Genomic DNA, 23143 nt, shown 5'->3' with positions numbered 1-23143 from the left:
AGCCGAACCGAGCGCCGCACCGCAGGTCAAAGGGGATGTCCCCCACCCGCGAACCGTAGGCCCTGTGGGACTCGAACCCACAACCAATGGATTAAAAGTCCACTGCTCTGCCAATTGAGCTAAGGGCCCAGGCGATGTTGCCTCCCCGAGCATAGCGGGACGCGGCCGGGAGTCCGATCGGGTATCGGTGTCCCGGCCGCGTCGGCGGGCCGCAAAAAGGTCCGCCACAGCACAGAACGGGCGGAAGATCGCCTGAAACGGGGCGAGTTGACTGATGTCGGAGCTAGGGATCGATCGGCTCCGGCGCCCCCTTCCGCGCCGCCTCCCGGGCCACGCTGCGCTCGTGTTCCGGATTCAGGAACCAGTGGCGGGCGGAGGCGGCCCACCAGATCGCCGCGAAGCCCAGCACCACCAGGACGGCGACGGGGGCGTAGTTGAAGTTCTCCCAGGTGACCGGGGACAGCTGCGGAAGCATGAAGAGGACGGTGATGAAGAGGACCCAGATCACCGCGACGAGGCCGATCGCCCGCGACCAGCGGCCCAGATGCCAGGGCCCCCGTTCGAACGCGTCGCCCTTGCGCAGCCGCAGCAGCGTCGGGATGACGTAGGCGATGTAGAGGCCGATCACCGCGATCGAGGTGACGGCGGCGTACGCCGTGACATTGATCAGATAGGGGAGGCCGAGGACCAGGGCGCCGCCCGCCGCCAGCCAGACCGCCGCCACGGGGGTGCGGGTGCGGGGGCTGACGGTGTGCCAGACGTGCGAGAACGGGAGCGCGCCGTCGCGTGAGAAGGCGTAGATCATGCGGCTGTTGGCGGTGACGGAGGCCATGCCGCAGAAGAGCTGGGCGCCGATGATGACGAGGAGGAGCAGTTTGCCGCCGGTCGCGCCGAGCGCGTCCAGCAGGATCTGCGCGGGCGGCACCCCGGTCGCCGACTCACGGGCACCGTCGTAGGACTGGATGGCGAAGGTGAAGCCGAGGAGGAGGACGAAACCCGCCACCCAGGACGTCCAGATGGACTGCACGATGCCCTTGGGCCCGGCCGTCGACGCGTCGTGCGTCTCCTCGGTCATATGGGCGGAGGCGTCGTACCCGGTGAAGGTGTACTGCGCCATCAGCAGGCCCAGCAGCACCACGTACAGCCCGCTGCCCCAGCCCGTGTGGTTGACGAACTCGGTGAACACGAACGACGCCGACTGATGGCTGTCGGGGACGACGACGAGCGCGCCGACGATGACCACGACGCCCACCACGTGCCACCACACGCTGATGTTGTTCAGCAGACCGACGATGCGTACGCCGAAGGTGTTCAGGAGGCCGTGCAGCAGCAGGATCGCGGCGAAGAGGAGGATCGTCCGGCCCGGGGTCACCTCGAAGCCGAACTCCAGGTTCAGATACGCCGCCAGGAAGGACGCCGCGCCGAAGTCGATACCGGCGGTCACGGCGACCTGGCCGAGCACGTTGAACCAGCCCGTGAACCACGCCCAGGCGGCCGCGCTGCGCTCCGGCGCCAGTCGATGGGCCCAGAAGTACAGGCCGGCGGAGGTCGGGTAGGCCGAGCAGATCTCGGCCATGGCCAGGCCCACGAAGAGCGTCATCAGCCCGACCGCGACCCAGCCCCAGGTGATCACCGCGGGCCCGCCGGTGTTCATGCCGAAGAGATAGAGCGTCATACAGCCGGACAGGACCGAGATGATCGTGAAGGAGACCGCGTAATTGGAGAACGCGGACATACGGCGGGCGAGGACCTGCGTGTAGCCCAGCTGGGCCAGCCGTTCCTCGTCGGACACCGAGACCGACACAGAGTCCGGAGCCGAAGCCCCGGCTGCCCCACGGGCTATGTCGTCATCTGTCATGCCCCCAGCAATTCCCTCCCTGCGGACGTGACATGCGCCACACGATGGCCGAAAACAAAGGGCCCGTACGACCGGAGTCGTACGGGCCCTTCGACGGATCAGATCACTCGGCGTCAGCCGTTGCGCTTCCAGCGCGGCTTGTCGTCACGACGGCCGAACGAGGAGCCGGTACCGGTACCGGTGCCACGGTGGTCGTCACGACGGCCGTACGGACGCTCGTGGCCGCCGGAGCGGAAGCCCGGACGGTCGCCGCCCTGGCGGTCACGGTTGAACGGACGGTCGCTGCCCCGGTGCCCGCCACGCTCGTCGCGGCGCTCGAAGGTACGGCCGCCACGGTCGTTGTCCCGACGGAACCCACCGGCACTGCCACCACGGTCGTCACGACGCTCGAACGAACGCCCACCGCGCTCACCGTCACGGCGCTCGAACCCACCGCGGTCGTTGTCGCGACGGAAGCCGCTGCCACCGCGGTCGTCACGGCGCTCGAAGGAACGGCCACCGCGGTCGCCGTCCCGACGGTCGTCACGACGGTCGTTGTCCCGGCGGAAGCCGCTGCCACCGCGGTCGTCGCGACGCTCGAAGGAACGGCCGCCACGGTCGTTGTCCCGACGGAACCCACCGGCACTGCCACCACGGTCGTCACGACGCTCGAAGGAACGGCCACCACGGTCGCCGTCCCGACGGTCGTCACGACGGTCGTTGTCCCGACGGAACCCACCACGATCCCCACGGTCCCCGCGATCGCCACGGTCACCACGGTCGTTGTCACGACGCTCGTAACCGCCGTTGCCCCGCTCGTCGCGGCGCTGGCGCGGCTGGTCGTACGAGGGGCGCTCGTACGCCGGACGCTCGGTCGGCTGCTCGACGATCGTGACCGGGGCCTCGACCGGCGTGCCGTCCGTCTCGACGGCGGCGGTGGCGATGGCCTCCGCGGCGGCGGCGACGGCCGCCTCCGGGTCCTCGCCCCGCTCCCGCGCGGCACGCGCGGTCAGCCGGTCGGCCTCGTCGCGCAGTTCGGCGGCGCGGCGCGTGGCCCGCTCCAGCTCCTTGGTGAGCTGGGCGACCTCACGCTCGGCCTGCTGCGCGGCGTTGTCGACGGCCTCGGCCTGGACCTCGGTCATCGACCGGGCGCCGGTGATGTCGGCGACCTCGGTGTCGAAGGCCGTACCGCCCTGGATGATGTGGCGCGAGGCGTCGACGCCCGCGTCCTCCATCAGCCGGAAGATCTGCCGGCGCTGGTGCGGCAGGGAGAGCGACACGACCGTGCCGCTGCGCCCCGCGCGGGCCGTACGGCCGGAGCGGTGCAGGTAGTCCTTGTGGTCACCGGCCGGGTCCACGTTCAGGACCAGGTCGATGCCGTCGACGTGGATACCGCGGGCGGCGACGTCGGTGGCGACCAGCGCGTTGACGTAACCGTCCTTGAAGTCGGCCAGCGTCCGCGTACGGGCGCCCTGGGTCATGCCGCCGTGCAGCGCGTCGGCCTTCACACCGGCGTCGCGCAGCTGCTCGGCGATACGGTCGGCGCCCAGCTGGGTGCGGACGAAGATGATCGTGCGGCCCTTGCGGGAGGCGATCGCGGCGGTGACCGGCGCCTTGTCCTTGGGCTTCACGATGAGGATGTGGTGCGACATGGTCGTGACGTTGCCCTGGGCGCTGTCGACCTCGTGCGTGACCGGGTTGCTCAGGTAGCGCTTGACCAGCGTGGAGATCTCGTTCTCCATCGTCGCGGAGAAGAGCATCCGCTGACCGCCGGCCGGCACCTGGTCGAGCAGCTCGGTGACCTCGGGCAGGAAGCCCAGGTCCGACATCTGGTCGGCCTCGTCGAGGACGGCGATCTGGGTGTTCTCCAGCGAGCAGGCGCCGCGGTTGATGATGTCGCGCAGCCGGCCCGGGGTGGCGACGAGGATGTCGACGCCGCGCTCCAGGGCGTAGATCTGGTTGCCCATCGACGTACCGCCGCAGACGACCTTCATCTTCAGGCCGAGGACGTCGCCGTACGGCTGGAGGGCGTCCGCGACCTGCATCGCGAGCTCACGGGTCGGCGTGAGGATGATGCCGCGGGGCTTCTTCTTCTCGGTGTGACCGCCGGACAGCTGCGCGAGCAGCGGCAGACCGAACGACAGCGTCTTGCCGGAGCCGGTACGGCCACGGCCGAGGATGTCCTTGCCGGCCAGGGCGTCCGGAATGGTCGCGGCCTGGATCGGGAAGGGGGTGGTCACGCCGTTCTGCGCGAGCTTGCGCACGACGCCTTCGGGGAGACCGAGCGTCGCGAAGGTGACCTCGGGGGCCGCCTCGACGGCGACGTTCTCGATGTCTTCGCCGTTCTCGGGCACGACGACGTGATCAGTACTGGAAATGGACATGCGTATGCGAAACCTTCCGGAGTCTCGTCGGCACGCGCCCGTCAACTCCGTGATTCGCACACGACCGCCTCTATGCGGTCCGCCACGGCAAGGGAGAGTACGCGCCACACGGCGCGCTCTGCGGTGGCGCCGGGCAAATGGGATCAAACGATCTACCACCATACGCACCCACCACCCCTCAAGGCAAACTGAGGAGATACCCGCAGGTCAGGGGCCGGGCGTCCCCGTGAACCCAGCGAGGTTCCAGGGTGCGCGGCGCCCCTGGCGGGGTCCGGGGCGGAGCTCCGTGAGGGCGCGGGAGGCGGGGCCGAACCCTTTGAGGGCGAGCCCAGCCGACCGAACAGGCACCCACCCCCGGCCAAAGCCCCCGCCCAACCGCCGAAGACCTACACCGCTTCCCCCGCCTGAGGCGCCGGCTCCCGCTCCACCAACTGCGCCCCCTGCTCGTGCGCCGAGGACGACGGCTCGGCGGAAGGCTCCGGCGACGGCGGCGGCTCCGCCGGCTTCGTGGGCTCCGGCTCGGGCTCCGGCACCGACGGCACAGGACTCGGCTCCCCCTTGGGCGGCTCGGGCTTCTCCGGCCGCTCCCCCTTCCCTTCCTCCTCGCCCCCCTTCGGCGGCGTCGCCTTCCCGGACGGCCTGGCGGCCCCGGAGGCCGACGCGGAGGCCGTGGCGGACTTGGACGCGGAAGGCCCGGGCGAGGCGGAGCCACGCCGCTTCCCCTGCCCGGACTCGTACCCCACACCGCCCCCGCCCGTCACCGCGGAGCCCCCGTCCGGCCGCTCCCCGCCCCGCTGCCCCGCGGACGGCGACGGCCCGGGCTTCCGCCCGTCGTCCCCCACGCTCATACAGCCGGCGGCTGCCGCTACGGCCATGACCGTGGCGGCCAGACGGACGGATACGTTCAAGGCGCGCACAGCGGCCACCTCCGAGGGGGGCGGAAAGAGGAGTCCCCCTGCCCAACTCCCGCCGCCCACAAGAGGACACGCGCCCACAGCGGCCCTTACGAAGGCGACCGCGCGTGCCGAACTTCACAGCCCGGGCCGGGCAGCGCCCCCGACAGGGGCGCGGGGAACCGCGCGATCAACCACGACGGACCCGCACCCGACACCGCACCCCGGCCACCCCACACCCCCTGCCACCCCGCACCCCCGGCTATCCGTACCCGAGCGCATGCAACCGCGCGTCGTCGATCCCGAAGTGATGCGCGATCTCATGCACCACCGTCACCTCGGTCTCCGCGACCACGTCCTCCCGCGACTCACACATCCGCAGCGTCGGCCCCCGGTAGATCGTGATCCGGTCCGGCAGCACCCCCGCGTACCACTCCCCCCGGTCCGTCAACGGAGTGCCCTCGTACAGACCGAGCAGCTCGGGGTCGTCGGAGGGCGGCTCGTCCTCGACGAACACCGCCACGTTGTCCATCAGCCGTGTCAGCTCCGGCGGAATCCGGTCCAACGCCTCGGCGACCAGTTCCTCGAACTCCTCGCGCGTCATCTCCAGCACACGGCCATTGTCGTGCACGACACGCGCGTACGAGCGATGCGAGCGATTCCGAGCAGCACGAAGGCCACCCAGGGCACACCGGCCGACCCCCGGCCCACCCCACAACCCCCGCCGCATATCCGCCCCCACCCCTGGGCATACGGGACCAATGGCCCGCGTCCCCGCCGCCCCAGCCACCGCCGCCGACCCCTCACGTACGAACCCCCTGCGTACGACCCTGCGCCGCATCCGCCGAGCCATGCCCTGGGCCCCCCGCGCCCTGGCCCGCCACTACCGCTCCCGCCGCACGCACCCCACCGTCGAGCTGGTCCACCACCCCCACCCCTGGGGACGCGCGCTCGGCCTGGTCACGGTCGTCCTGCTCGGCGCCTGGCTCGGCCTGCTGATCGTGGGAAACGTACGCACCCCCGTCGGCCCCATGAACACGACGATGACCCTGCGCCCGTCCCTCACCGGCGGCACGAAGATCAACGTCTCCCCGCTGGGCGCCCTGGAACTGCGCAGCCACAACGCCCCCGTACGCCTGGACGTGAACGTCGACCAGCTCGACCCGGAGCGCGCCCAGGCCCTCGTCGACCACCCCGAGCGGATCTCCGGGCTACAGGAGGAGATCGCCTCCGACGTACGGCACGGCACCATCGACCTGGCCGTACGCTCCGGCGTCGCCGTCGTCGTCGGGGCCACCACGCTCGGCCTCGCCGTGTACCGCCGCCCCCGCCGCGCCCTGGCCGCCGGCGGCCTCGCCTTCGTCCTCCTGGCCGGCGCCGGAGGGACGGCCGCCGCGACCTGGAACCCGAACTCCGTCCTGGAGCCGAAGTTCTCGGGCCTGCTCTCCTCCGCCCCGTCGATCGTCGGCAACGCCCGCAGCATCGTCACCGAATTCGACGTCTACCAGCAGGAGTTGGCACGCCTGGTGACCAACGTCACCAAGCTGTACGACGTCACGTCCACGCTCCCCGCGTACCAGCCGGACCCGACCACCATCCGCGTCCTACACGTCTCCGACATCCATCTGAACCCCGCGAGCTGGAAGATCATCGCCTCGCTGGTGGAGCAGTACGAGATCAACGTCATCGTCGACTCCGGCGACACCATGGACCACGGCAGCGCCGCCGAGAACGGCTTCCTGGACCCGATCGCGGACCTCGGGGCGCCGTACGTCTGGGTGCGCGGCAACCACGACTCGCGTGAGACCCAGCGCTATCTGGAGGGCATCGACAACACCCATGTCCTCGACGAGGGGAAGGCGGTCACCGTGGGCGGGCTGCGCTTCGCGGGGATGGGCGACCCGCAGTTCACCCCGGACCGCTCGACGGACAAGTCGGGCCTGCCCTCGGAGGAGGCGGCCGGGGCGCGGCTGGCGGCGGCCCTGCGCGCCCAGAAGGCGGCGGGCACCCCCGTGGACATCGCGATCGCCCACAACCCGGACGCCGCCCGGGAGACGGACGGCGACGTCCCGCTCGTCCTCGCCGGACATCTGCACCACCCGGAGATGGAGGTCCTCGACGAGGGCACCCGGCTGCGGATCGAGGGCTCGACCGGCGGCAGCGGTCTGCGTGCCGTGGAGGGCAAGCACCCCGACCCGATCCAGGCCTCCGTGCTCTACCTCGACCGTGACACCCGCCGCCTCCAGGCCTGGGACGAGATCCGACTGGGCGGCCTGGGCCTGACGACGGCCGAGGTCAGCCGCCACCTCCCGAAGGAGAACCAGCCGGGTGCCGAACCCGGGGGCGAAGAGTCCCCGTCGCCCACGGGAGGCACGCCGTCCAAGGAACCCCCGTCACCCTCGGGCAGCACGTCAACCGAGGGCTCCCCCAGCGGCCCGTAAACCGTTTTGGCGATAGCTCCCGCCATCCCATATGCTTCTCACGTCCCCGACGCGCTGAGAAGCGCCCAGGCGGGCCGATAGCCCTCATCGTCTAGCGGCCTAGGACGCCGCCCTTTCAAGGCGGTAGCACGGGTTCGAATCCCGTTGGGGGCACGCAACACACTGTGCGAGACTAGTGCCGCACAAGCTTGGTCCTGTGGAGCAGTTTGGAGTGCTCGCCACCCTGTCAAGGTGGAGGCCGCGGGTTCAAATCCCGTCAGGACCGCTGGTGTTTCACGTGAAACATCGCGGCTGGGTAGCTCAGTTGGTACGAGCGATCGCCTGAAAAGCGATAGGTCGCCGGTTCGACCCCGGCCCCAGCCACATCACGCGAAAACCCCCTCCGGATGACCGGAGGGGGTTTTCGTCGCTCACGGGAGCCTTGAGGGGGTTCTTGAGACGCATCACCATCGACGTCGAGGCCACCACGAGCGCGGGCGAGACAACGGTCCGGAAGAACGCCGGCACCCTGCGGTACCGCAAGCAGCCGGTCTTCCAGACTTTCGCCGTCACCCCCACCGCGCCGACCATCGACGACAGGACGGTCACGGTCAGCGGTGACATGGTCGTCCGCGATCCGAGCACCCGCGCGAACGAACCACTGTCGGACGCCTCCGTGGACCTCAAGATCGGCCAGCGGATCGAGACGACCGCCACCACGGACCAGAACGGCCACTTCTCCGTCTCCCGTGAGCTGGCGGAGGGCGGCTGGGCCTGGGCCACGTACCAGGGCGACCTGGGCTACGTCTCCACCTCCTGGGTCGACATCGCGCCCAAGGCGGCACCGACCCGTCTCGTCCTCGACAAGGCGAGCTTCCACCCGACGGCCCGTGACAGGATCACGGTCTCCGGCACGCTCCGATACCAGAGCGGCTCGGAGTGGAAGCCCCTGTCCGGCATCCCGCTGGAGATGGACCACAACGAACGGGTGAGCGTCGCCGTCCAGTACTCGCCCGACGGCAAGAGCGGATGGACCACCGAGAAGACGGTGAAGACCGGCTTCGACGAGCAGTTCCGCGTCAGGGTGCCGGGCCACACCGACGGCTACGGCGGCTGCGGTACGCCGGTTCCACGACGTACGACGTCAAGGGCACCACCAGCGGCACGTCACGCGAGCACCGGGCCCTCACCCGGGTCGAAGTCCTACGGTTCCTCCAGCAAGGGCTTCAAGGCCCAGCAGGACGGCACCTGGATGCCCGTCCACCTGAAGCCCGACAGCAAGCACTTCGTCGGCAGCGGTGAAGAGGACTACGTCGACGTGCGGTAACGCGCATCACAGGCACCGGGCGAGGGGCGGACGCAAAAGCGTTCGCCCCTCGTTTCGTCGAGGTGAGATCCTGGGTTCCGTATGTCTACGCCACCTGCCCCCGCCTTCGGCGCCCTCGCCCCCCGTCTGGCCGAGCTGTCCCTGCGCGACGCGCACCGGCTCGGACGCAGGCTCGAAGGCGCGCGCAAGATCCGTAAGCCCGAGGCCCGGGCCGCCGTGCTCGCCGAGATCGAGGCGGAGGTCACCAAGGGCGCGTCCCGCATGGCCGAACGCGCCGCGCGCGTGCCGGCCGTCTCGTACCCCGAGCAGTTGCCCGTCAGCCAGAAGAAGGACGACATCGCGGCGGCCATCCGCGATCACCAGGTCGTCATCGTCGCGGGCGAGACCGGCTCCGGAAAGACGACGCAGATCCCCAAGATCTGTATGGAGCTGGGGCGTGGCGTGCGCGGCATGATCGGGCACACCCAGCCCCGTCGTATCGCCGCCCGGACGGTCGCCGAGCGCGTGGCGGAGGAGCTGCGGACCCCGCTCGGTGAGGCCGTGGGCTGGAAGGTGCGCTTCACCGACCAGGTCAACCCGGACGCCACCTTCGTCAAGCTGATGACGGACGGCATCCTGCTCGCCGAGATCCAGACGGACCGCGAGCTGCGCGCCTACGACACGATCATCATCGACGAGGCCCACGAGCGGTCCCTCAACATCGACTTCCTGCTGGGCTATCTCGCCCAGCTGCTGCCCAAGCGTCCCGACCTCAAGGTCGTCATCACCTCCGCGACCATCGATCCCGAGCGCTTCTCCCGCCACTTCGGTGACGCGCCGATCGTCGAGGTCAGCGGCCGTACGTACCCGGTCGAGGTGCGCTACCGCCCGCTCCTGGAGGAGGACGGCGACGACGCCGACCGGGACCAGATCACCGCGATCTGCGACGCCGTCGAGGAACTTCAGGGGGAGGGCAAGGGCGACATCCTCGTCTTCCTCTCCGGGGAGCGGGAGATCCGCGACACCGCCGACGCGCTGATCAAGAAGAACTACCGGTTCACGGAGGTCCTGCCCCTCTACGCCCGGCTCTCGCACGCCGAGCAACACCGGGTCTTCCAGCCGCACACCGGCCGCAGGATCGTTCTGGCCACGAACGTCGCCGAGACCTCCCTCACGGTCCCCGGCATCAAGTACGTCATCGACCCGGGCTTCGCCCGCATCAGCCGCTACAGCCACCGCACCAAGGTCCAGCGCCTCCCGATCGAGGCGATCTCCCAGGCCAGCGCCAACCAGCGCAAGGGCCGCTGCGGCCGTACGTCGGACGGCATCTGCATCCGTCTGTACGACGAGGACGACTTCGAGGCCCGCCCGGAGTTCACGGACGCGGAGATCCTCCGGACGAACCTGGCGAGCGTCATCCTGCAGATGACCGCGGCCGGCCTCGGCGACATCGAGAAGTTCCCCTTCATCGACCCGCCGGACCACCGCAACATCCGGGACGGCGTCCAGCTCCTCCAGGAGCTCGGCGCGCTCGACGCGGCGCAGAAGGACGTACGCAAGCGGCTGACCCCGATGGGCCGCAAGCTCGCCCAGCTGCCCGTCGACCCGCGGCTGGCCCGCATGGTCGTCGAGGCCGACAAGAACGGCTGCGCCCGCGAGGTCATGGTGATCGCCGCCGCGCTGTCCATCCAGGACCCACGCGAACGCCCCGCCGACAAGCAGGCCCAGGCGGACCAGCAGCACGCCCGCTTCAAGGACGAGACCAGCGACTTCCTCGCCTATCTCAACCTCTGGCGGTACGTCCGCGAGCAGCAGAAGGAACGCGGCTCGTCGTCCTTCCGCCGGATGTGCAAGCAGGAGTACCTGAACTTCCTGCGGATCCGCGAATGGCAGGACATCTACAGCCAACTCCGCACGGTCGCCAAGCAGATGGACATCCATCTCAACGAGGACGACGCCCCCGAACAGCACGTCCACCTCTCGCTCCTCGCCGGTCTGCTCTCCCATATCGGCATGAAGGACGTGAAGGACGCCGGGGCGGCGGAGGGCGGGAGAAGCTCGGGGAAGAACGAGTATCTGGGCGCCCGGAACGCCAAGTTCGCGATCTTCCCGGGCTCGGCCCTCTTCAAGAAGCCCCCGCGCTTCGTGATGTCGGCCGAGCTGGTGGAGACCAGCCGCCTCTGGGCCCGCGTCAACGCGAAGATCGAGCCCGAGTGGGTCGAGCCGCTCGCCGAGCACCTCCTCAAGCGGACGTACAGCGAACCGCACTGGGAGAAGGACCAGGCGGCCGTGATGGCGTACGAGAAGGTGACGCTGTACGGCGTACCGATCGTCGCCCAGCGGAAGATCAACTACGGCCGGATCGACGCGGAGACCAGCCGCGAGCTCTTCATCCGCAACGCGCTCGTCGAGGGCGACTGGCGGACGCACCACAAGTTCTTCGCCGACAACCGCAAGCTCCTCAGCGAGGTCGAGGAGCTGGAGCACCGGGCCCGGCGCCGGGACATCGTGGTCGACGACGACACGCTCTTCGACTTCTACGACCAGCGGGTCCCCGAGCATGTCGTCTCCGGCGCCCACTTCGACTCCTGGTGGAAGCACAAGCGCCATGAACAGCCCGACTTCCTGGACTTCGAGCGGGAGATGCTCATCCGGGAGTCGGCGGAGGCGGTCACCAAGGCCGACTACCCGGACTCCTGGCGGCAGGGACAGCTCAAGTTCCGTGTCACCTACCAGTTCGAGCCGGGCGCCGACGCGGACGGCGTGACCGTCCACATCCCCCTCCAGGTCCTCAACCAGGTCACGGACGAGGGCTTCGACTGGCAGATCCCCGGCCTGCGGGAGCAGGTCGTGACGGAACTGATCCGTTCCCTCCCGAAGCCGATCCGCAGGAACTACGTCCCGGCGCCGAACTTCGCACAGCGCTTCCTCGACCGGGCGGTCCCCCTCCAGGAGCCGCTGCCGGTGACGATGGCCCGCGAGCTGAAGCGCATGGTGGGCGTACCGGTGACACCCGAGGACTTCGACTGGGCCCGGGTTCCCGACCATCTGAAGATTACCTTCCGGATCGTCGACGAACGGCGCCGGAAGGTGGCCGAGGACAAGGACCTGGAGTCGCTGCGGCTCCAGCTGAAGCCGAAGGCGCGCCAGGCCCTCTCCCAGGCGGCCGCGGCCACCGCCGAGCGGCAGGGCGGCGAGTCCCTGGAGCGCAAGGGCCTGACCGACTGGACGATCGGCTCGCTCACCCGTGTCTTCGAGACCCGCCGGGCCGGGCAGCCGGTGAAGGCGTATCCGGCGCTCGTCGACGACGGCCCGACGGCGAACACCGTCTCCGTACGCCTCTTCGACACGGAGGCGGAACAGACGGAGGCGATGTGGAAGGGCACCCGAAGGCTCATCCTCCGCAACATTCCGGTCAACCCTGCGAAGTTCGCGAGCGAAAAGCTCACCAACGCACAGAAGTTGGCGCTGTCCGCGAATCCGCACGGTTCGATCCAGGCCCTGTTCGACGACTGCGCGATGGCGGCCGCCGACAAGCTGATCGCCGACTTCGGCGGGCCGGCCTGGGACGAGTCGTCGTACCGCAAGCTGTACGACAAGGTGCGCGCGGAGATCGTCGACACGACGGTCCGCACGGTCGGCCAGGTGCAGCAGGTGCTGGCCGCCTGGCAGGCCTGTGAGCGCCGTCTGAAGTCCACCCGCAGTCCGGTCCTCCTCGCCAATCTCGCGGACGTACGGGGTCAGCTGGACGCCCTCGTGAAGCCCGGCTTCGTCACGGAGGCGGGGCTGCGGCGGCTGCCGGACCTGATGCGGTATCTGGTGGCGGCCGACCGGCGCCTGCAGCAGATGCCGACCGGGGTGCAGCGGGACACGGCCCGCATGGAGAAGGTGCACGAGATGCGGGACGAGTACGCCTGGCTGCTGGAACAGCTGCCGCAGGGGCGGCCCGTGCCCTCCTCCGTGCTGGAGATCCGCTGGATGATCGAGGAGCTGCGGGTCAGCTACTTCGCCCATGCTCTGGGCACGGCCTACCCCGTCTCCGACAAGCGGATCGTGAAGGCGATCGACGCGGCGGCGCCGTAACGGTGCCTGTACGCAGGGTGAGTTCGACCGGGGGGTCCCGCTCCTGTACAGTCTCTTCTCGCAGGCCAGCGCGGCGACAAGGCGCGGACTGCGAAACCTGGTCCTGTGGAGCAGTTTGGAGTGCTCGCCACCCTGTCAAGGTGGAGGCCGCGGGTTCAAATCCCGTCAGGACCGCATGATGAAGGCCCGCATCCGGTAAGGATGCGGGCCTTCTTGCCGTCGTGGGCCCGCCGGGTTCTTTCGCCCCCGCCGCCCCTACCCTTCCCGTCCTCCAGGGGCCGCGCCCCTTCGACCCCGCCGGCTTGCTCCGCCCGGATCGCCCAAGAGCTCGGGATGTCGGGGTTGTTCGGCGGGTGCGGGTCGCTGGTGGCTGGTCGCGCAGTTCCCCGCGCCCCTTGGTGGCCCGGGGAGAGCCTGCGGCCTCCCCGGGGCCACCGAGGGCGTCGGCCTGGTGCACCCCTCGAACACCACCTCAGCCCCCGTCACCCCACCCGTCTCCCAGCGGCGCGGTGGGGCTTGACGGGGTCACATTCCGCCGGTACCTCAGATTCAGGGCCCAGTGACCCCCGGAGGTGGCGTATGGCGGCGTCCGCTCGGCATGAGACCCGCGCACTGCTCCGCGCCCATCTGTCGGCCGCCTCCTCGTACCGCCATCTCACCCGCCACTGCCCGATCTGCCACCGACTGCTGCGGCTGGCGACGGAGCCCGGCGAGGACGGCGTCGAGGGGCCCGCGGAGGACGAGACGCCCTCCAAGGCGTGAGACGCGCCCCTCAGGGAAGACACTCGACGGGGCGTGCCTCGTTCAACTCCCGCCCCCATTACCGCAGATGCCGCTCGGGCAACAAGGATCCCGGCATGTGACGGGTGTCACCGTACGAGTTTTCAGAACGCCGGTGCTTACAGGTCCCCTACAACTAGTCAATTTAATATGTGCAATTGCACCAGCCCCCGAGGCCCTGCACAGGAGATCCGACAGCCCTCCCCAGAGTCCGACAAGGCCGCGCACAACCGGTCGGGTCCGGACCGGAAACCCCTGGTCCCGCGCACAAAAAAGATCGCGCTGGACCCGGCGGAGTCCAGCGCGATCTACGACGCACCCGTGTTGCTTGCCTGACGATGTCCAGAAGGCCTGGGCCTCCGGGAAAAGCTTTGTATGGCTCGGGCGTGGGATCTGTTGGGGCAGAACCCGCGTCGCTCGAAGCTGCTTGAGCGGTGCTTTCAGGCTCCCGGCCGATTGGGGGACCAGCCGATATGCCCTGTTAGGCGATGGTTCAGGCCTCGCTGCGCTGCTGCGGAATACCCGCGAGCAGTGCGCGGACCTCAGCCTCGCGGTAACGGCGGTGTCCGCCGAGCGTACGGATGGACGTGAGCTTGCCGGCCTTCGCCCACCGCGTGACCGTCTTGGGGTCGACGCGGAACATGGTGGCGACCTCAGCCGGGGTCAGCAGCGGCTCGGCATCAGGGGTGCGAGCGGTCATGAGCGGCCTCCTCGGGAGAACCGAACCTTCTCGGTTCTTTCCTCTAAATTCTGCACCTTGACCCGCGTTGCCCGAAATGGCGGACGCGAGTCGAGTCGGTTATAGGACGAACGGCTTGTCCTCGGCACTACAACTACACCATCTGTCCAGCCGCGTCGGCCAAACCGATGGAATTGCCCTCCCAGGTGTTCATCAGCGACGGATGCCGATGGACCATGCCATAGCGGACAGTCACGCCACTGTGACGATCAGTCACAGTGGCGTGCAGGAGTCACGAGACCCCCCAATAGCGTGCAATGCTGAGATTCCACCCATACGTGGGCAGAGGGAGCCTCCCCCGGGCTCCTTGTCCTATTTTGACACGAGGAGGTGCGTAAGAGGCAAGGCCCGCGTAAGTGCAATCCGTCACGCTTGGCGCCTGCTTGACACAAAAGCCCGGATCGGGGACCTACGTCCCAGGATGACGTCCCTGTGAAACTTCGGTGCGTCAGGCCTGGGCCAAGAGTGGACAGTTCACCATGCTTCGGCTTTTATGGAAAGCCTTTTCCCTCTGGCCTCACAAGTCACAAGTACGGCTGAGAGGTTGAGTCGGTTCAACCGGTTCGGACCGTTTCTGCTCGCCGAGCGTCCTGGTCTGCCCGTCAGGCGTCCGGTTCCGCTCGCGGAGCCGCCCGGTTCAGTTCGCCGAGCGCCGGTCCCGGACGGCCCGCCAGCGCTCCACCAGCCGCCCGTACGCCTCCCCGGCGACAAGGCCGTCCCCACCGCGCAGGGCCTCGATGCCCTCGGCGACATCGGCGGCGGAGTGGTCGCCGTCCAGCTCGGCGGCCGGCAGCACGTGCACCAGGCCGCCGTAGTCCAGCTCGACGAGCGAGCGCGGGTGGAACTCCTCCAGCCAGCGGCCCACGTCGATCAGACCGTCGATGAGCGGCCCCTCGTCGATGGCGTCCCGCAGGGCCCGCAGCCCCCGCGCCACCCGCCGCCGGGCCTGCACCATGGGAGTGCGATAGCGAAGCACCGGCGAGTTCTCGCCAGAACCCTTCTCGTACGTCCGCTCCTCGTCCGAGACGAGGACGAACCAGTTCAGCGGCACCTGCCAGGTCGCGGTGCGGATCCACGGCCGGGCGTCGGGGTTGCCGGCCATCCAGCGCTCGTAGTCCTGGCTCGCCTGGTGGCGCACCAGCGGCGGCAGCACCGCGTCCAGGACCGGGGCGGGCAGCTCCTCGGCGAGATCGCCGAGCGCCTGCCAGCCGCGCAGCCGGGTCCGCCAGGGACAGACGCAGACCACCCCGTCGACATCCAGCACGAAGGCGTCGCCGCTCTCGTGCACCGGCACCGGGACGGGCGGGGTCGGCAGCAGATCGGCCAGCGAACGGCGCAGCTCGTCCTGGTACGAGGGCCGGTCGGTGCGCCGGGCGTACCGGGCCCAGTGGCCGCGCTCCGGCTCGGGGAAGGCCGCCAGCGGCTCGTACACGCGGAGGTAGGACGCGTACGGGACGATCACCGAGGACACCTTGGGCACGCCTGCTCCCTCCCCCGGCTGCCACCGGGGAAACCTGCCGAACCCGCACACGGGCGGGCCGGAAAACTGTGCGGATCGCACCACGTCCGTACTCCAGGAGTGGGGTGATCCTGAGGCTGCGCCGCTGTACGGCGGGCGCAGGCTCTAATCTCATGCTCACAGACCCCGCCACCCGTACGGGGACCTGTCAGCCACCGCCGCTTCTTACCCAGGAGTCACCACCGTGACCGATGTATCTGACGGCGTCCTGCACTCCCTGTTCCAGTCGGACCAGGGCGGTCACGAGCAAGTCGTGCTCTGCCAGGACCGGGCCAGCGGCCTCAAGGCCGTCATCGCCATCCACTCCACCGCGCTCGGCCCCGCTCTCGGCGGCACGCGCTTCTACCCGTACGCGACCGAGGCCGAGGCCGTCGCCGACGCCCTGAACCTCGCGCGCGGCATGTCGTACAAGAACGCCATGGCCGGACTCGACCACGGCGGCGGCAAGGCCGTGATCATCGGCGACCCCGACCGGATCAAGAGCGAGGAGCTGCTGCTCGCCTACGGACGGTTCGTGGCCTCGCTGGGCGGCCGGTACGTCACCGCGTGCGACGTCGGCACGTATGTCGCCGACATGGACGTCGTGGCCCGCGAGTGCCGCTGGACGACGGGCCGCTCCCCCGAGAACGGCGGCGCCGGCGACTCCTCCGTCCTGACCGCCTTCGGCGTCTACCAGGGCATGCGGGCCTCCGCCCAGCACCTCTGGGGCGATCCGTCGCTGCGCGGCCGTACGGTCGGCATCGCCGGCGTCGGCAAGGTGGGGCACCACCTGGTGGAGCATCTGCTGGACGAGGGCGCCCGGGTCGTGATCACGGACGTGCGGCAGGACGCCGTGCGGCGGATCGCGGACAGGCACCCGGACGTGGGCGTGGTCGCGGACACCGACCGCCTGATCCGGGTCGAGGACCTGGACATCTACGCCCCCTGCGCGCTCGGCGGGGCGCTCGACGACGACTCCGTGCCCGTCCTCACCGCCAAGGTGGTGTGCGGCGCGGCCAACAACCAGCTCGCGCACCCCGGTGTCGAGAAGGACCTCGCCGACGCGGGGATCCTCTACGCGCCGGACTACGTGGTGAACGCGGGCGGGGTCATCCAGGTCGCCGACGAGTTGCACGGCTTCGACTTCGAGCGGTGCAGGGCGAAGGCCGCGAAGATCTTCGACACCACACTGTCGATCTTCGCACGTGCGAAGACGGATGGTATTCCGCCGGCTGCCGCGGCCGACCGGATCGCCGAACAGCGGATGCACGAGGCGGGCGCGGGCCGCCGCCTCTGAGGCTCCGCCGGGGGCGTCGCACGGCCTGCGTGCGACGTCGGCCGGTACCCGTCGGCGGCTTTAGAGAGAACTCTCACTTCCGTCGGCGGGTCGCCCGCCCAGAAACGGTTAAAATCACCGTTGACCAGCGAGGAAAGGGCTCCTCGCAGGTTCTGGGCACGGGCACGTCCTGCGGGCGACGTACCGTATGGGCGTGGGCTCAGGTACCGTGGAAGCCCTACGGACCGGTCTCTCTGCGGAGAGTCCGTTCCAGATCATGAACGCGTGTCAAGACTCTGGGGCCACCGAGCCCCGTATCCGAGGGGGTCGAGCCATGGGGCGCGGCCGGGCAAAGGCCAAGCAGACGAAGGTCGCCCGCCAGCTGAAGTACAGCAGCGGCGGGACTGACCTGTCGCGTCTGGCCAATGAGCTGGGCGCTTCGACTTCGAGCCAGCCGCCGAATGGCGAGCCGTTCGAAGATGACGAAGACGACGACGACCCGTACTCCCAGTACGCGGATCTCTACAACGACGACGACGAGGACGAGGACGACGAGTCCGGTCCCGCGTCGCATCGTCGCGGAGCTTGACGCCGTTTCGCCGCGCTTGCCCGGTCCGAGGGGGGTTCCCCGTCGGACCGGGTTTTGTGCGGTTTCGCTCCGCTTGGGGCGGGGACGCCTGATAGCTCGGGTCCCACGGTGATTCGGCGGGTGCGGGTGCGTCGTGGTTGCTCGCGCAGTTCCCCGCGCCCCTCGGGGGGCGGCCTTCGGCCTGCCCCCTAGGGGCGTGTTCGTTGTTCAGCCTCGCGCGTAGTCGGCCACCAGGTTCGCGCCTGTCGTGTGGTCGGCTCGGGGCGTGATTTCGCCTGCCACCCAGGCTTCGACGCCGCGGTCCGCCAGGGTTGTCAGGGCCACGTCGGCGGACTCCTGGGGGACGATGGCGATCATGCCCACGCCCATGTTCAGGGTCTTCTCCAGCTCCAGGCGCTCGACCTGGCCCGTCTTCCCGACGAGGTCGAAGATCGGGGCCGGGGTCCAGGTGGAGCGGTCGACCGTGGCGTGGAGGGTGTCGGGGATCACGCGGGCCAGGTTGGCCGCGAGGCCGCCGCCCGTGACGTGGCTGAAGGCGTGGACCTCGGTGGTGCGGGTGAGGGCCAGACAGTCCAGCGAGTAGATCTTGGTGGGCTCCAGGAGCTCCGCGCCGAGGGTGCGGCCGAGTTCGGCGATCTCGGCGTCCAGTGAGAGTCCCGCCTGGTTGAGGAGGACGTGCCGGACGAGCGAGTACCCGTTCGAGTGAAGGCCGGAGGCCGCCATGGCGATCACCGCGTCACCCGTACGGATACGATCCGGGCCGAGCAGGTTCTCCGCCTCGACCACACCGGTGCCGGCGCCGGCGACGTCGAAGTCGTCCGGGCCGAGGAGGCCGGGGTGTTCGGCGGTCTCGCCGCCGACGAGGGCGCAGCCGGCGAGGACACAGCCCTCGGCGATGCCCTTGACGATGGCGGCGACCCGCTCGGGGTGGACCTTGCCGACGCAGATGTAGTCGGTCATGAACAGCGGTTCGGCGCCGCACACCACGATGTCGTCCATCACCATCGCGACCAGGTCGTGGCCGATGGTGTCGTACACACCGAGCTGCCGGGCGATGTCGACCTTCGTGCCGACGCCGTCCGTGGCGGAGGCGAGCAGCGGGCGCTCGTAGCGCTTGAGGGCGGAGGCGTCGAAGAGACCGGCGAAGCCGCCGAGGCCGCCGAGGACCTCGGGGCGCTGCGTCTTCTTCACCCACTCCTTCATCAGCTCTACGGCGCGGTCGCCCGCCTCGATGTCGACGCCCGCGGCTGCGTAGCTGGCACCAGTTGTCTCAGACATGACGGTGAGAACTTTCGTGTCGTACTGCGGCAGGTAAGCAGGTGTTACCGGCTGTCTACGGGCAGTCTTACGGGCGACGGATCGCGTCGGCCGCGGCCGTGGCGGCGGGACCTGCCGCCAGCTCGGTCTCCAGGAGCCGCTTGCCGAGCAGCTCGGGGTCCGGCAGATCCATCGGGTACTCGCCGTCGAAGCAGGCACGGCAGAGGTTCGGCTTGGCGATGGTGGTCGCCTCGATCATGCCTTCGAGGGAGATGTACGAGAGGGAGTCGGCGCCCAGGGAGGTGCCGATCTCGTCGATGGTCATGCCGTTGGCGATGAGCTCGGCGCGGGTGGCGAAGTCGATGCCGAAGAAGCAGGGCCACTTCACGGGCGGCGAGGAGATCCGGATGTGGACCTCGGCCGCGCCCGCCTCGCGGAGCATCCGGACCAGGGCGCGCTGGGTGTTGCCGCGGACGATCGAGTCGTCGACGACCACCAGGCGCTTGCCCTTGATGACTTCCTTGAGCGGATTCAGCTTCAGACGGATGCCGAGCTGGCGAATCGTCTGGGAGGGCTGGATGAACGTACGTCCGACGTACGCGTTCTTCACCAGACCCGCACCGAACGGGATGCCCGAGGCCTCCGCGTAGCCGATGGCGGCCGGGGTGCCGGACTCCGGGGTCGCTATGACCAGGTCGGCCTCGACGGGGGCTTCCTTGGCCAGTTTGCGGCCCATCTCCACCCGGGAGAGGTACACGTTCCGGCCGGCGATGTCGGTGTCCGGGCGGGCCAGGTACACGTACTCGAAGACACAGCCCTTGGGCTTCGCTTCCGCGAAGCGGGAGCTGCGCAGACCGTTCTCGTCGATGGCGATGAACTCGCCCGGCTCGATCTCGCGGACGTAGGCGGCACCGCAGATGTCGAGGGCGGCGGACTCGGAGGCGACGACCCAGCCGCGCTCCAGCCGGCCGAGGACCAGCGGGCGGATGCCCTGCGGGTCACGCGCCGCGTAGAGGGTGTGCTCGTTCATGAAGACGAGGGAGAAGGCGCCGAGGACCTGCGGGAGGACCGTGTGGGCGGCCTCCTCGATGGTCAGCGGTTTGCCGTCCTCGTCGACCTGGGCCGCGAGGAGCGCGGTGAGCAGGTCGGTGTCGTTGGTGGCCGCCACACGCGGCGTACGGCCCTCCTGCTTGGGCAGGTCGGCGACCATCTCGGCGAGCTGGGCCGTGTTGACCAGGTTGCCGTTGTGGCCGAGCGCGATGGAGCCGTGCGCGGTGGCACGGAAGGTGGGCTGGGCGTTCTCCCACACGGAGGCGCCGGTGGTCGAGTAGCGGGCGTGACCGACCGCGATGTGACCCTGGAGCGAACCGAGCGAGGTCTCGTCGAAGACCTGGGAAACGAGGCCCATGTCCTTGAAGACGAGGATCTGGGAGCCGTTGCTGACCGCGATACCCGCGGATTCCTGGCCCCGATGCTGGAGGGCGTACAGCCCGAAGTACGTGAGCTTGGCGACCTCTTCACCCGGGGCCCAGACACCGAAGACGCCACACGCGTCCTGGGGGCCTTTCTCGCCGGGGAGAAGGTCGTGGTTGAGTCGTCCGTCACCACGTGGCACGCCACCGAGTGTAGGCGAGATCGCGCACCGGTCCGAATCCGATGATCTCACCCACCCCGGTTCCCGACTGCGGCCCTTCGCACGTCACTTGTCGGCGACCGCGCCGATGCCCGCGTTGTTTTCGCTGGTCAGCGTGATACTGCGGTGATCGATCTGATATTCCACCGTGCCCTTGAAGAGCTCCAGGAGGCCCCGCTCGGCGGCCATGAGTGAGTCGGAGCACATCTTGCGGGTGGTCCGCGGATTGCCGAGGGTGATCCGGTCCTCGCTCACCGTCGCCTTCGCGGAGATGTCGTTGCAGCCGACGCTTCCGCTCAGCGTGCCCGCCTTCTTGTCGAGGGTGAACCAGGCCTTGCCCTGGACGGCCTCGGGGAGCGAGGTGGCGGTGTCGTGGTCCGTGAGGGAGTCGATCAGCCACTTCGTGCCGTACAGCTCGGCGGGCTTCTCCTCGGTCAGCTTCACGGTGTCGCCGTCGCCCGTGGTGAGGGTGAGTCCGCCGTCCGTGGTCTCGGCCGTGAACTTCTCGGCGTCGAGGGCGCGGGCGAAGCTCTTCTCGAACTTCATCGGGGCGTCGCCGCAGGCCATCTCGGTGGACCGGGCGGTCTCGAAGTCGATGCCGTCGTCCTTGAAGGCGGCGGTCGAGCCGAAGGTGTTGCAGCCGTAGTTGCCGTCGACCTGACCGTTGTCGGCGATCTTGAGCCAGGCGCCGTCGGGGGCCTGTTCGGTCTTGTCGCCGACGGTGAGGCTGTCCACTTTCCAGCGGACACCGGTGACCGAGGACTTCGGGGCGGTCGAGCCGACATTGCCGCTGCCGGAGTCGCCGGCCGACTCGGAGCCGCAGGCCGCGAGCAGCGGGAGCGGGAGAAGGGCCAGGGCCGTGAGGGTCAGTCGCTTGTCCATGGCGGTGTGACGGGTGAGGTGAGTGGGTGGTTCCCGACCTCAGCTCATCAGCGGCAGCAGCCCGCTCAGATCGGCCCGCTCCCCGCTCGCCCTGACCTTGGCCTCGTCCAGGGCGGCGGCCCACTCCAGGCGGCCGGTCGCGAGGCGGATCCAGGTCAGCGGGTCCGTCTCCACGACGTTCGGCGGGGTGCCCCGGGTGTGCCGGGGCCCCTCCACGCACTGCACGACCGCGTACGGCGGGATCCGCACCTCCGTCGAGCCACCGGGCGCCCGCGCGGCGAGCGTGTCGGCGAGCAGCCGGACACAGGTGGCGAGGGCGTGCCGGTCGTACGGGACGTCGAGACCGGGGACGGCGGCGTTCAGGTCGTCGGTGTGCACGACGAGTTCGATGGTGCGGGTGAGGAGGTAGTCGTCGAGCAGCATGCCGCCGGCGCGGGTGTCGACGACCCGGCCATGGGGTGCGGCGGCGAGGGCGTCGGTGATCCGCTCCCCGACCCGGGCGAAGAGGGCGCTGACATCGGGGTCGGCCTCGGCCAGGCTGTGGCTTCCCTCGGCGATGGCACCGGCGAAAGCGGCCGTCGCGGAGGCGTAGTCGAGGGGATTCAGCTCGGCCTTCGGAGGCTCAGGCCTCTCCAGGGCCCGGCTGACGCTCTCCACGGCCATCGTGAGGTGCGCGGCCAGGTCCCGTACGGTCCACTCCCCGAGCCGCGTGGGCAGAGCGAGCCGGTCCTCGCCGAGGGTGCCCACGGCCTCCCGTACGTTCCCGAACTGGGCCAGGACGGCGGTGCGCGTCTTGGCGGGGTCGTAGGCGCGAGGGCGTTTCCTGGCGGGCGGCATGGGGTGAGCCTAGGGGAGGGCGGGGGCGGTGGAGGAAGTCACCCGAAGGTGTGATCGAAGGCGAAGTACGCCCCGCTCCGACGCCCACTGGCGATACTGGCCTTCGCCTGGAAAGGGGGGCAACATCACGGTTATGGCCGAGCGCACGTCTCAGATGTCGGTGGTGGAGTTCGAAACGATCGCCTCCTCCGCTCCCGAGACCGTCACGTTGGAGTTCATCAACGGACGGATCGGAGTCAAGAAGGCGGCAGACGGAGACCACAACGTCATCGTCTCCTGGCTGGCCCGGCGCTGCATGCAGTCCAGGCCCGACCTGGACCTGACGTACGGCCAAGGGCTCCGGGTGGAGGCCTATCGGGAGGGAAGGGCGAAACCGGATGCGGTGCTTGCACCCGAGGCCCACTTCGCAGGACATGGTGAGTGGGCCGACCCTGACGGCGCGCTCATGGTCGTGGAGGTCACCTCGTACGACTCGGACACCGACCGGCGGGACCGGCACGAGATGCCGACCGCGTACGGCCAGGCTGGAATCCCCCTGTACCTCTTGATCGACCGAGACTCCTGCACGGTCACCGTGCACAGCAACCCGGACCGACAGGTCGGCGGCTACCGCGACATCCACACCGCGAAGTTCGGCGAGAAGGTCCGCATCCCGGGCCCGATGGACATCGAACTGGACACAGAGATCCTCAAGAACTACGTCCGCTGAACGAAACAGCCGAAAAAGGA

17 protein-coding genes and 5 tRNA genes are annotated in these 23143 nt (G+C 69.4%); 11 read left to right on the top strand and 11 right to left on the bottom strand.

What is annotated here, in order from left to right; genetic code table 11:
* Window positions 1–56: 56 nt before the first annotated feature.
* The 5 genes from ABT147_RS34320 to ABT147_RS34300 form a co-directional block, all read right to left on the bottom strand.
* Window positions 57–129: transfer RNA gene (locus tag ABT147_RS34320), tRNA-Lys, on the bottom strand.
* A gap of 154 nt (window positions 130–283) precedes the next feature.
* On the bottom strand, window positions 284–1858 hold the full coding sequence (locus ABT147_RS34315; RefSeq protein ID WP_351413530.1) for an amino acid permease: 1575 nt from the start codon (window positions 1856–1858) through the stop codon (window positions 284–286).
* A 113-nt stretch (window positions 1859–1971) separates the two neighbouring features.
* Window positions 1972–4221, bottom strand: a complete 2250-nt coding sequence (locus ABT147_RS34310; RefSeq protein ID WP_351413528.1) for a DEAD/DEAH box helicase — start codon at window positions 4219–4221, stop codon at window positions 1972–1974.
* A gap of 386 nt (window positions 4222–4607) precedes the next feature.
* A complete protein-coding gene (locus ABT147_RS34305) occupies window positions 4608–5138 on the bottom strand; it encodes a hypothetical protein (protein ID WP_351413527.1) in 531 nt (176 codons plus the stop codon).
* A gap of 238 nt (window positions 5139–5376) precedes the next feature.
* Window positions 5377–5727, bottom strand: coding sequence for a metallopeptidase family protein (locus ABT147_RS34300; protein WP_344394230.1), 351 nt, complete (start codon window positions 5725–5727; stop codon window positions 5377–5379).
* Window positions 5728–5875: 148 nt separating this feature from the next.
* On the opposite strand from ABT147_RS34300, the gene ABT147_RS34295 reads away from it, so the two are divergent.
* The 8 genes from ABT147_RS34295 to ABT147_RS34260 all read left to right on the top strand — a co-directional run bounded on the left by ABT147_RS34295 (window position 5876) and on the right by ABT147_RS34260 (window position 13685).
* A complete protein-coding gene (locus ABT147_RS34295; RefSeq protein ID WP_351413525.1) occupies window positions 5876–7555 on the top strand; it encodes a metallophosphoesterase family protein in 1680 nt (559 codons plus the stop codon).
* 80 nt (window positions 7556–7635) lie between these two features.
* A tRNA-Glu gene (locus ABT147_RS34290) sits at window positions 7636–7708 on the top strand.
* 37 nt (window positions 7709–7745) lie between these two features.
* Window positions 7746–7820 (top strand) — tRNA-Asp (locus tag ABT147_RS34285).
* Between the two features lie 24 nt (window positions 7821–7844).
* Window positions 7845–7918: transfer RNA gene (locus ABT147_RS34280), tRNA-Phe, on the top strand.
* A gap of 70 nt (window positions 7919–7988) precedes the next feature.
* Window positions 7989–8861: a hypothetical protein gene (locus ABT147_RS34275; RefSeq protein ID WP_351413523.1), complete on the top strand. Its 873-nt coding sequence runs from the start codon at window positions 7989–7991 to the stop codon at window positions 8859–8861.
* Window positions 8862–8942: 81 nt separating this feature from the next.
* The gene (hrpA, locus tag ABT147_RS34270; protein ID WP_351413521.1) at window positions 8943–12923 is read left to right on the top strand and encodes an ATP-dependent RNA helicase HrpA; all 3981 of its coding nucleotides are present in this window, start codon (window positions 8943–8945) and stop codon (window positions 12921–12923) included.
* A 99-nt stretch (window positions 12924–13022) separates the two neighbouring features.
* Window positions 13023–13097: transfer RNA gene (locus tag ABT147_RS34265), tRNA-Asp, on the top strand.
* Window positions 13098–13502: 405 nt separating this feature from the next.
* Complete coding sequence (locus tag ABT147_RS34260) at window positions 13503–13685, top strand: DUF6274 family protein (protein ID WP_351413519.1); 183 nt, start codon at window positions 13503–13505, stop codon at window positions 13683–13685.
* Window positions 13686–14196: 511 nt separating this feature from the next.
* Here the strand turns inward: ABT147_RS34260 and bldC are convergent.
* Both bldC and ABT147_RS34250 read right to left on the bottom strand, forming a co-directional pair.
* Entirely contained in the window at window positions 14197–14403 is a 207-nt protein-coding gene (bldC, locus tag ABT147_RS34255; RefSeq protein WP_003949541.1) for a developmental transcriptional regulator BldC, read from the bottom strand.
* A gap of 676 nt (window positions 14404–15079) precedes the next feature.
* Window positions 15080–15922 (bottom strand): DUF8083 family protein, encoded by an 843-nt coding sequence (locus ABT147_RS34250; RefSeq protein ID WP_351413517.1) that lies wholly within the window; start codon window positions 15920–15922, stop codon window positions 15080–15082.
* Window positions 15923–16145: 223 nt separating this feature from the next.
* On the opposite strand from ABT147_RS34250, the gene ABT147_RS34245 reads away from it, so the two are divergent.
* Both ABT147_RS34245 and ABT147_RS34240 read left to right on the top strand, forming a co-directional pair.
* The gene (locus ABT147_RS34245; protein ID WP_351413515.1) at window positions 16146–17237 is read left to right on the top strand and encodes a Leu/Phe/Val dehydrogenase; all 1092 of its coding nucleotides are present in this window, start codon (window positions 16146–16148) and stop codon (window positions 17235–17237) included.
* Between the two features lie 313 nt (window positions 17238–17550).
* Window positions 17551–17805, top strand: a complete 255-nt coding sequence (locus tag ABT147_RS34240; RefSeq protein WP_037726253.1) for a DUF3073 domain-containing protein — start codon at window positions 17551–17553, stop codon at window positions 17803–17805.
* A 207-nt stretch (window positions 17806–18012) separates the two neighbouring features.
* On the opposite strand, the gene purM is transcribed toward ABT147_RS34240, so the two are convergent.
* From purM to ABT147_RS34220, 4 genes are all read right to left on the bottom strand, one after another.
* The gene (gene purM, locus ABT147_RS34235) at window positions 18013–19083 is read right to left on the bottom strand and encodes a phosphoribosylformylglycinamidine cyclo-ligase (RefSeq protein WP_351413513.1); all 1071 of its coding nucleotides are present in this window, start codon (window positions 19081–19083) and stop codon (window positions 18013–18015) included.
* A gap of 67 nt (window positions 19084–19150) precedes the next feature.
* A complete protein-coding gene (purF, locus tag ABT147_RS34230) occupies window positions 19151–20677 on the bottom strand; it encodes an amidophosphoribosyltransferase (RefSeq protein ID WP_086747745.1) in 1527 nt (508 codons plus the stop codon).
* Between the two features lie 84 nt (window positions 20678–20761).
* A complete protein-coding gene (locus ABT147_RS34225; RefSeq protein ID WP_351413511.1) occupies window positions 20762–21577 on the bottom strand; it encodes an META domain-containing protein in 816 nt (271 codons plus the stop codon).
* A 39-nt stretch (window positions 21578–21616) separates the two neighbouring features.
* Complete coding sequence (locus ABT147_RS34220; protein ID WP_351413509.1) at window positions 21617–22414, bottom strand: maleylpyruvate isomerase family mycothiol-dependent enzyme; 798 nt, start codon at window positions 22412–22414, stop codon at window positions 21617–21619.
* 124 nt (window positions 22415–22538) lie between these two features.
* Between ABT147_RS34220 and ABT147_RS34215 the strand changes: the two genes are divergently transcribed.
* Window positions 22539–23123 carry a Uma2 family endonuclease gene (locus ABT147_RS34215; protein ID WP_351413588.1) on the top strand — a complete coding sequence of 195 codons (585 nt, stop codon included), beginning with the start codon at window positions 22539–22541 and terminating at the stop codon, window positions 23121–23123.
* The last annotated feature ends 20 nt before the right edge of the window (window positions 23124–23143 follow it).

Origin of the sequence: Streptomyces sp. NPDC001868 (assembly GCF_040297125.1) — a bacterium.
Taxonomy (GTDB): Bacteria; Actinomycetota; Actinomycetes; order Streptomycetales; family Streptomycetaceae; genus Streptomyces.
The sequence above is the reverse complement of the archived record's forward strand: the minus strand, read 5'-3'. Positions and strand labels throughout refer to the sequence as shown.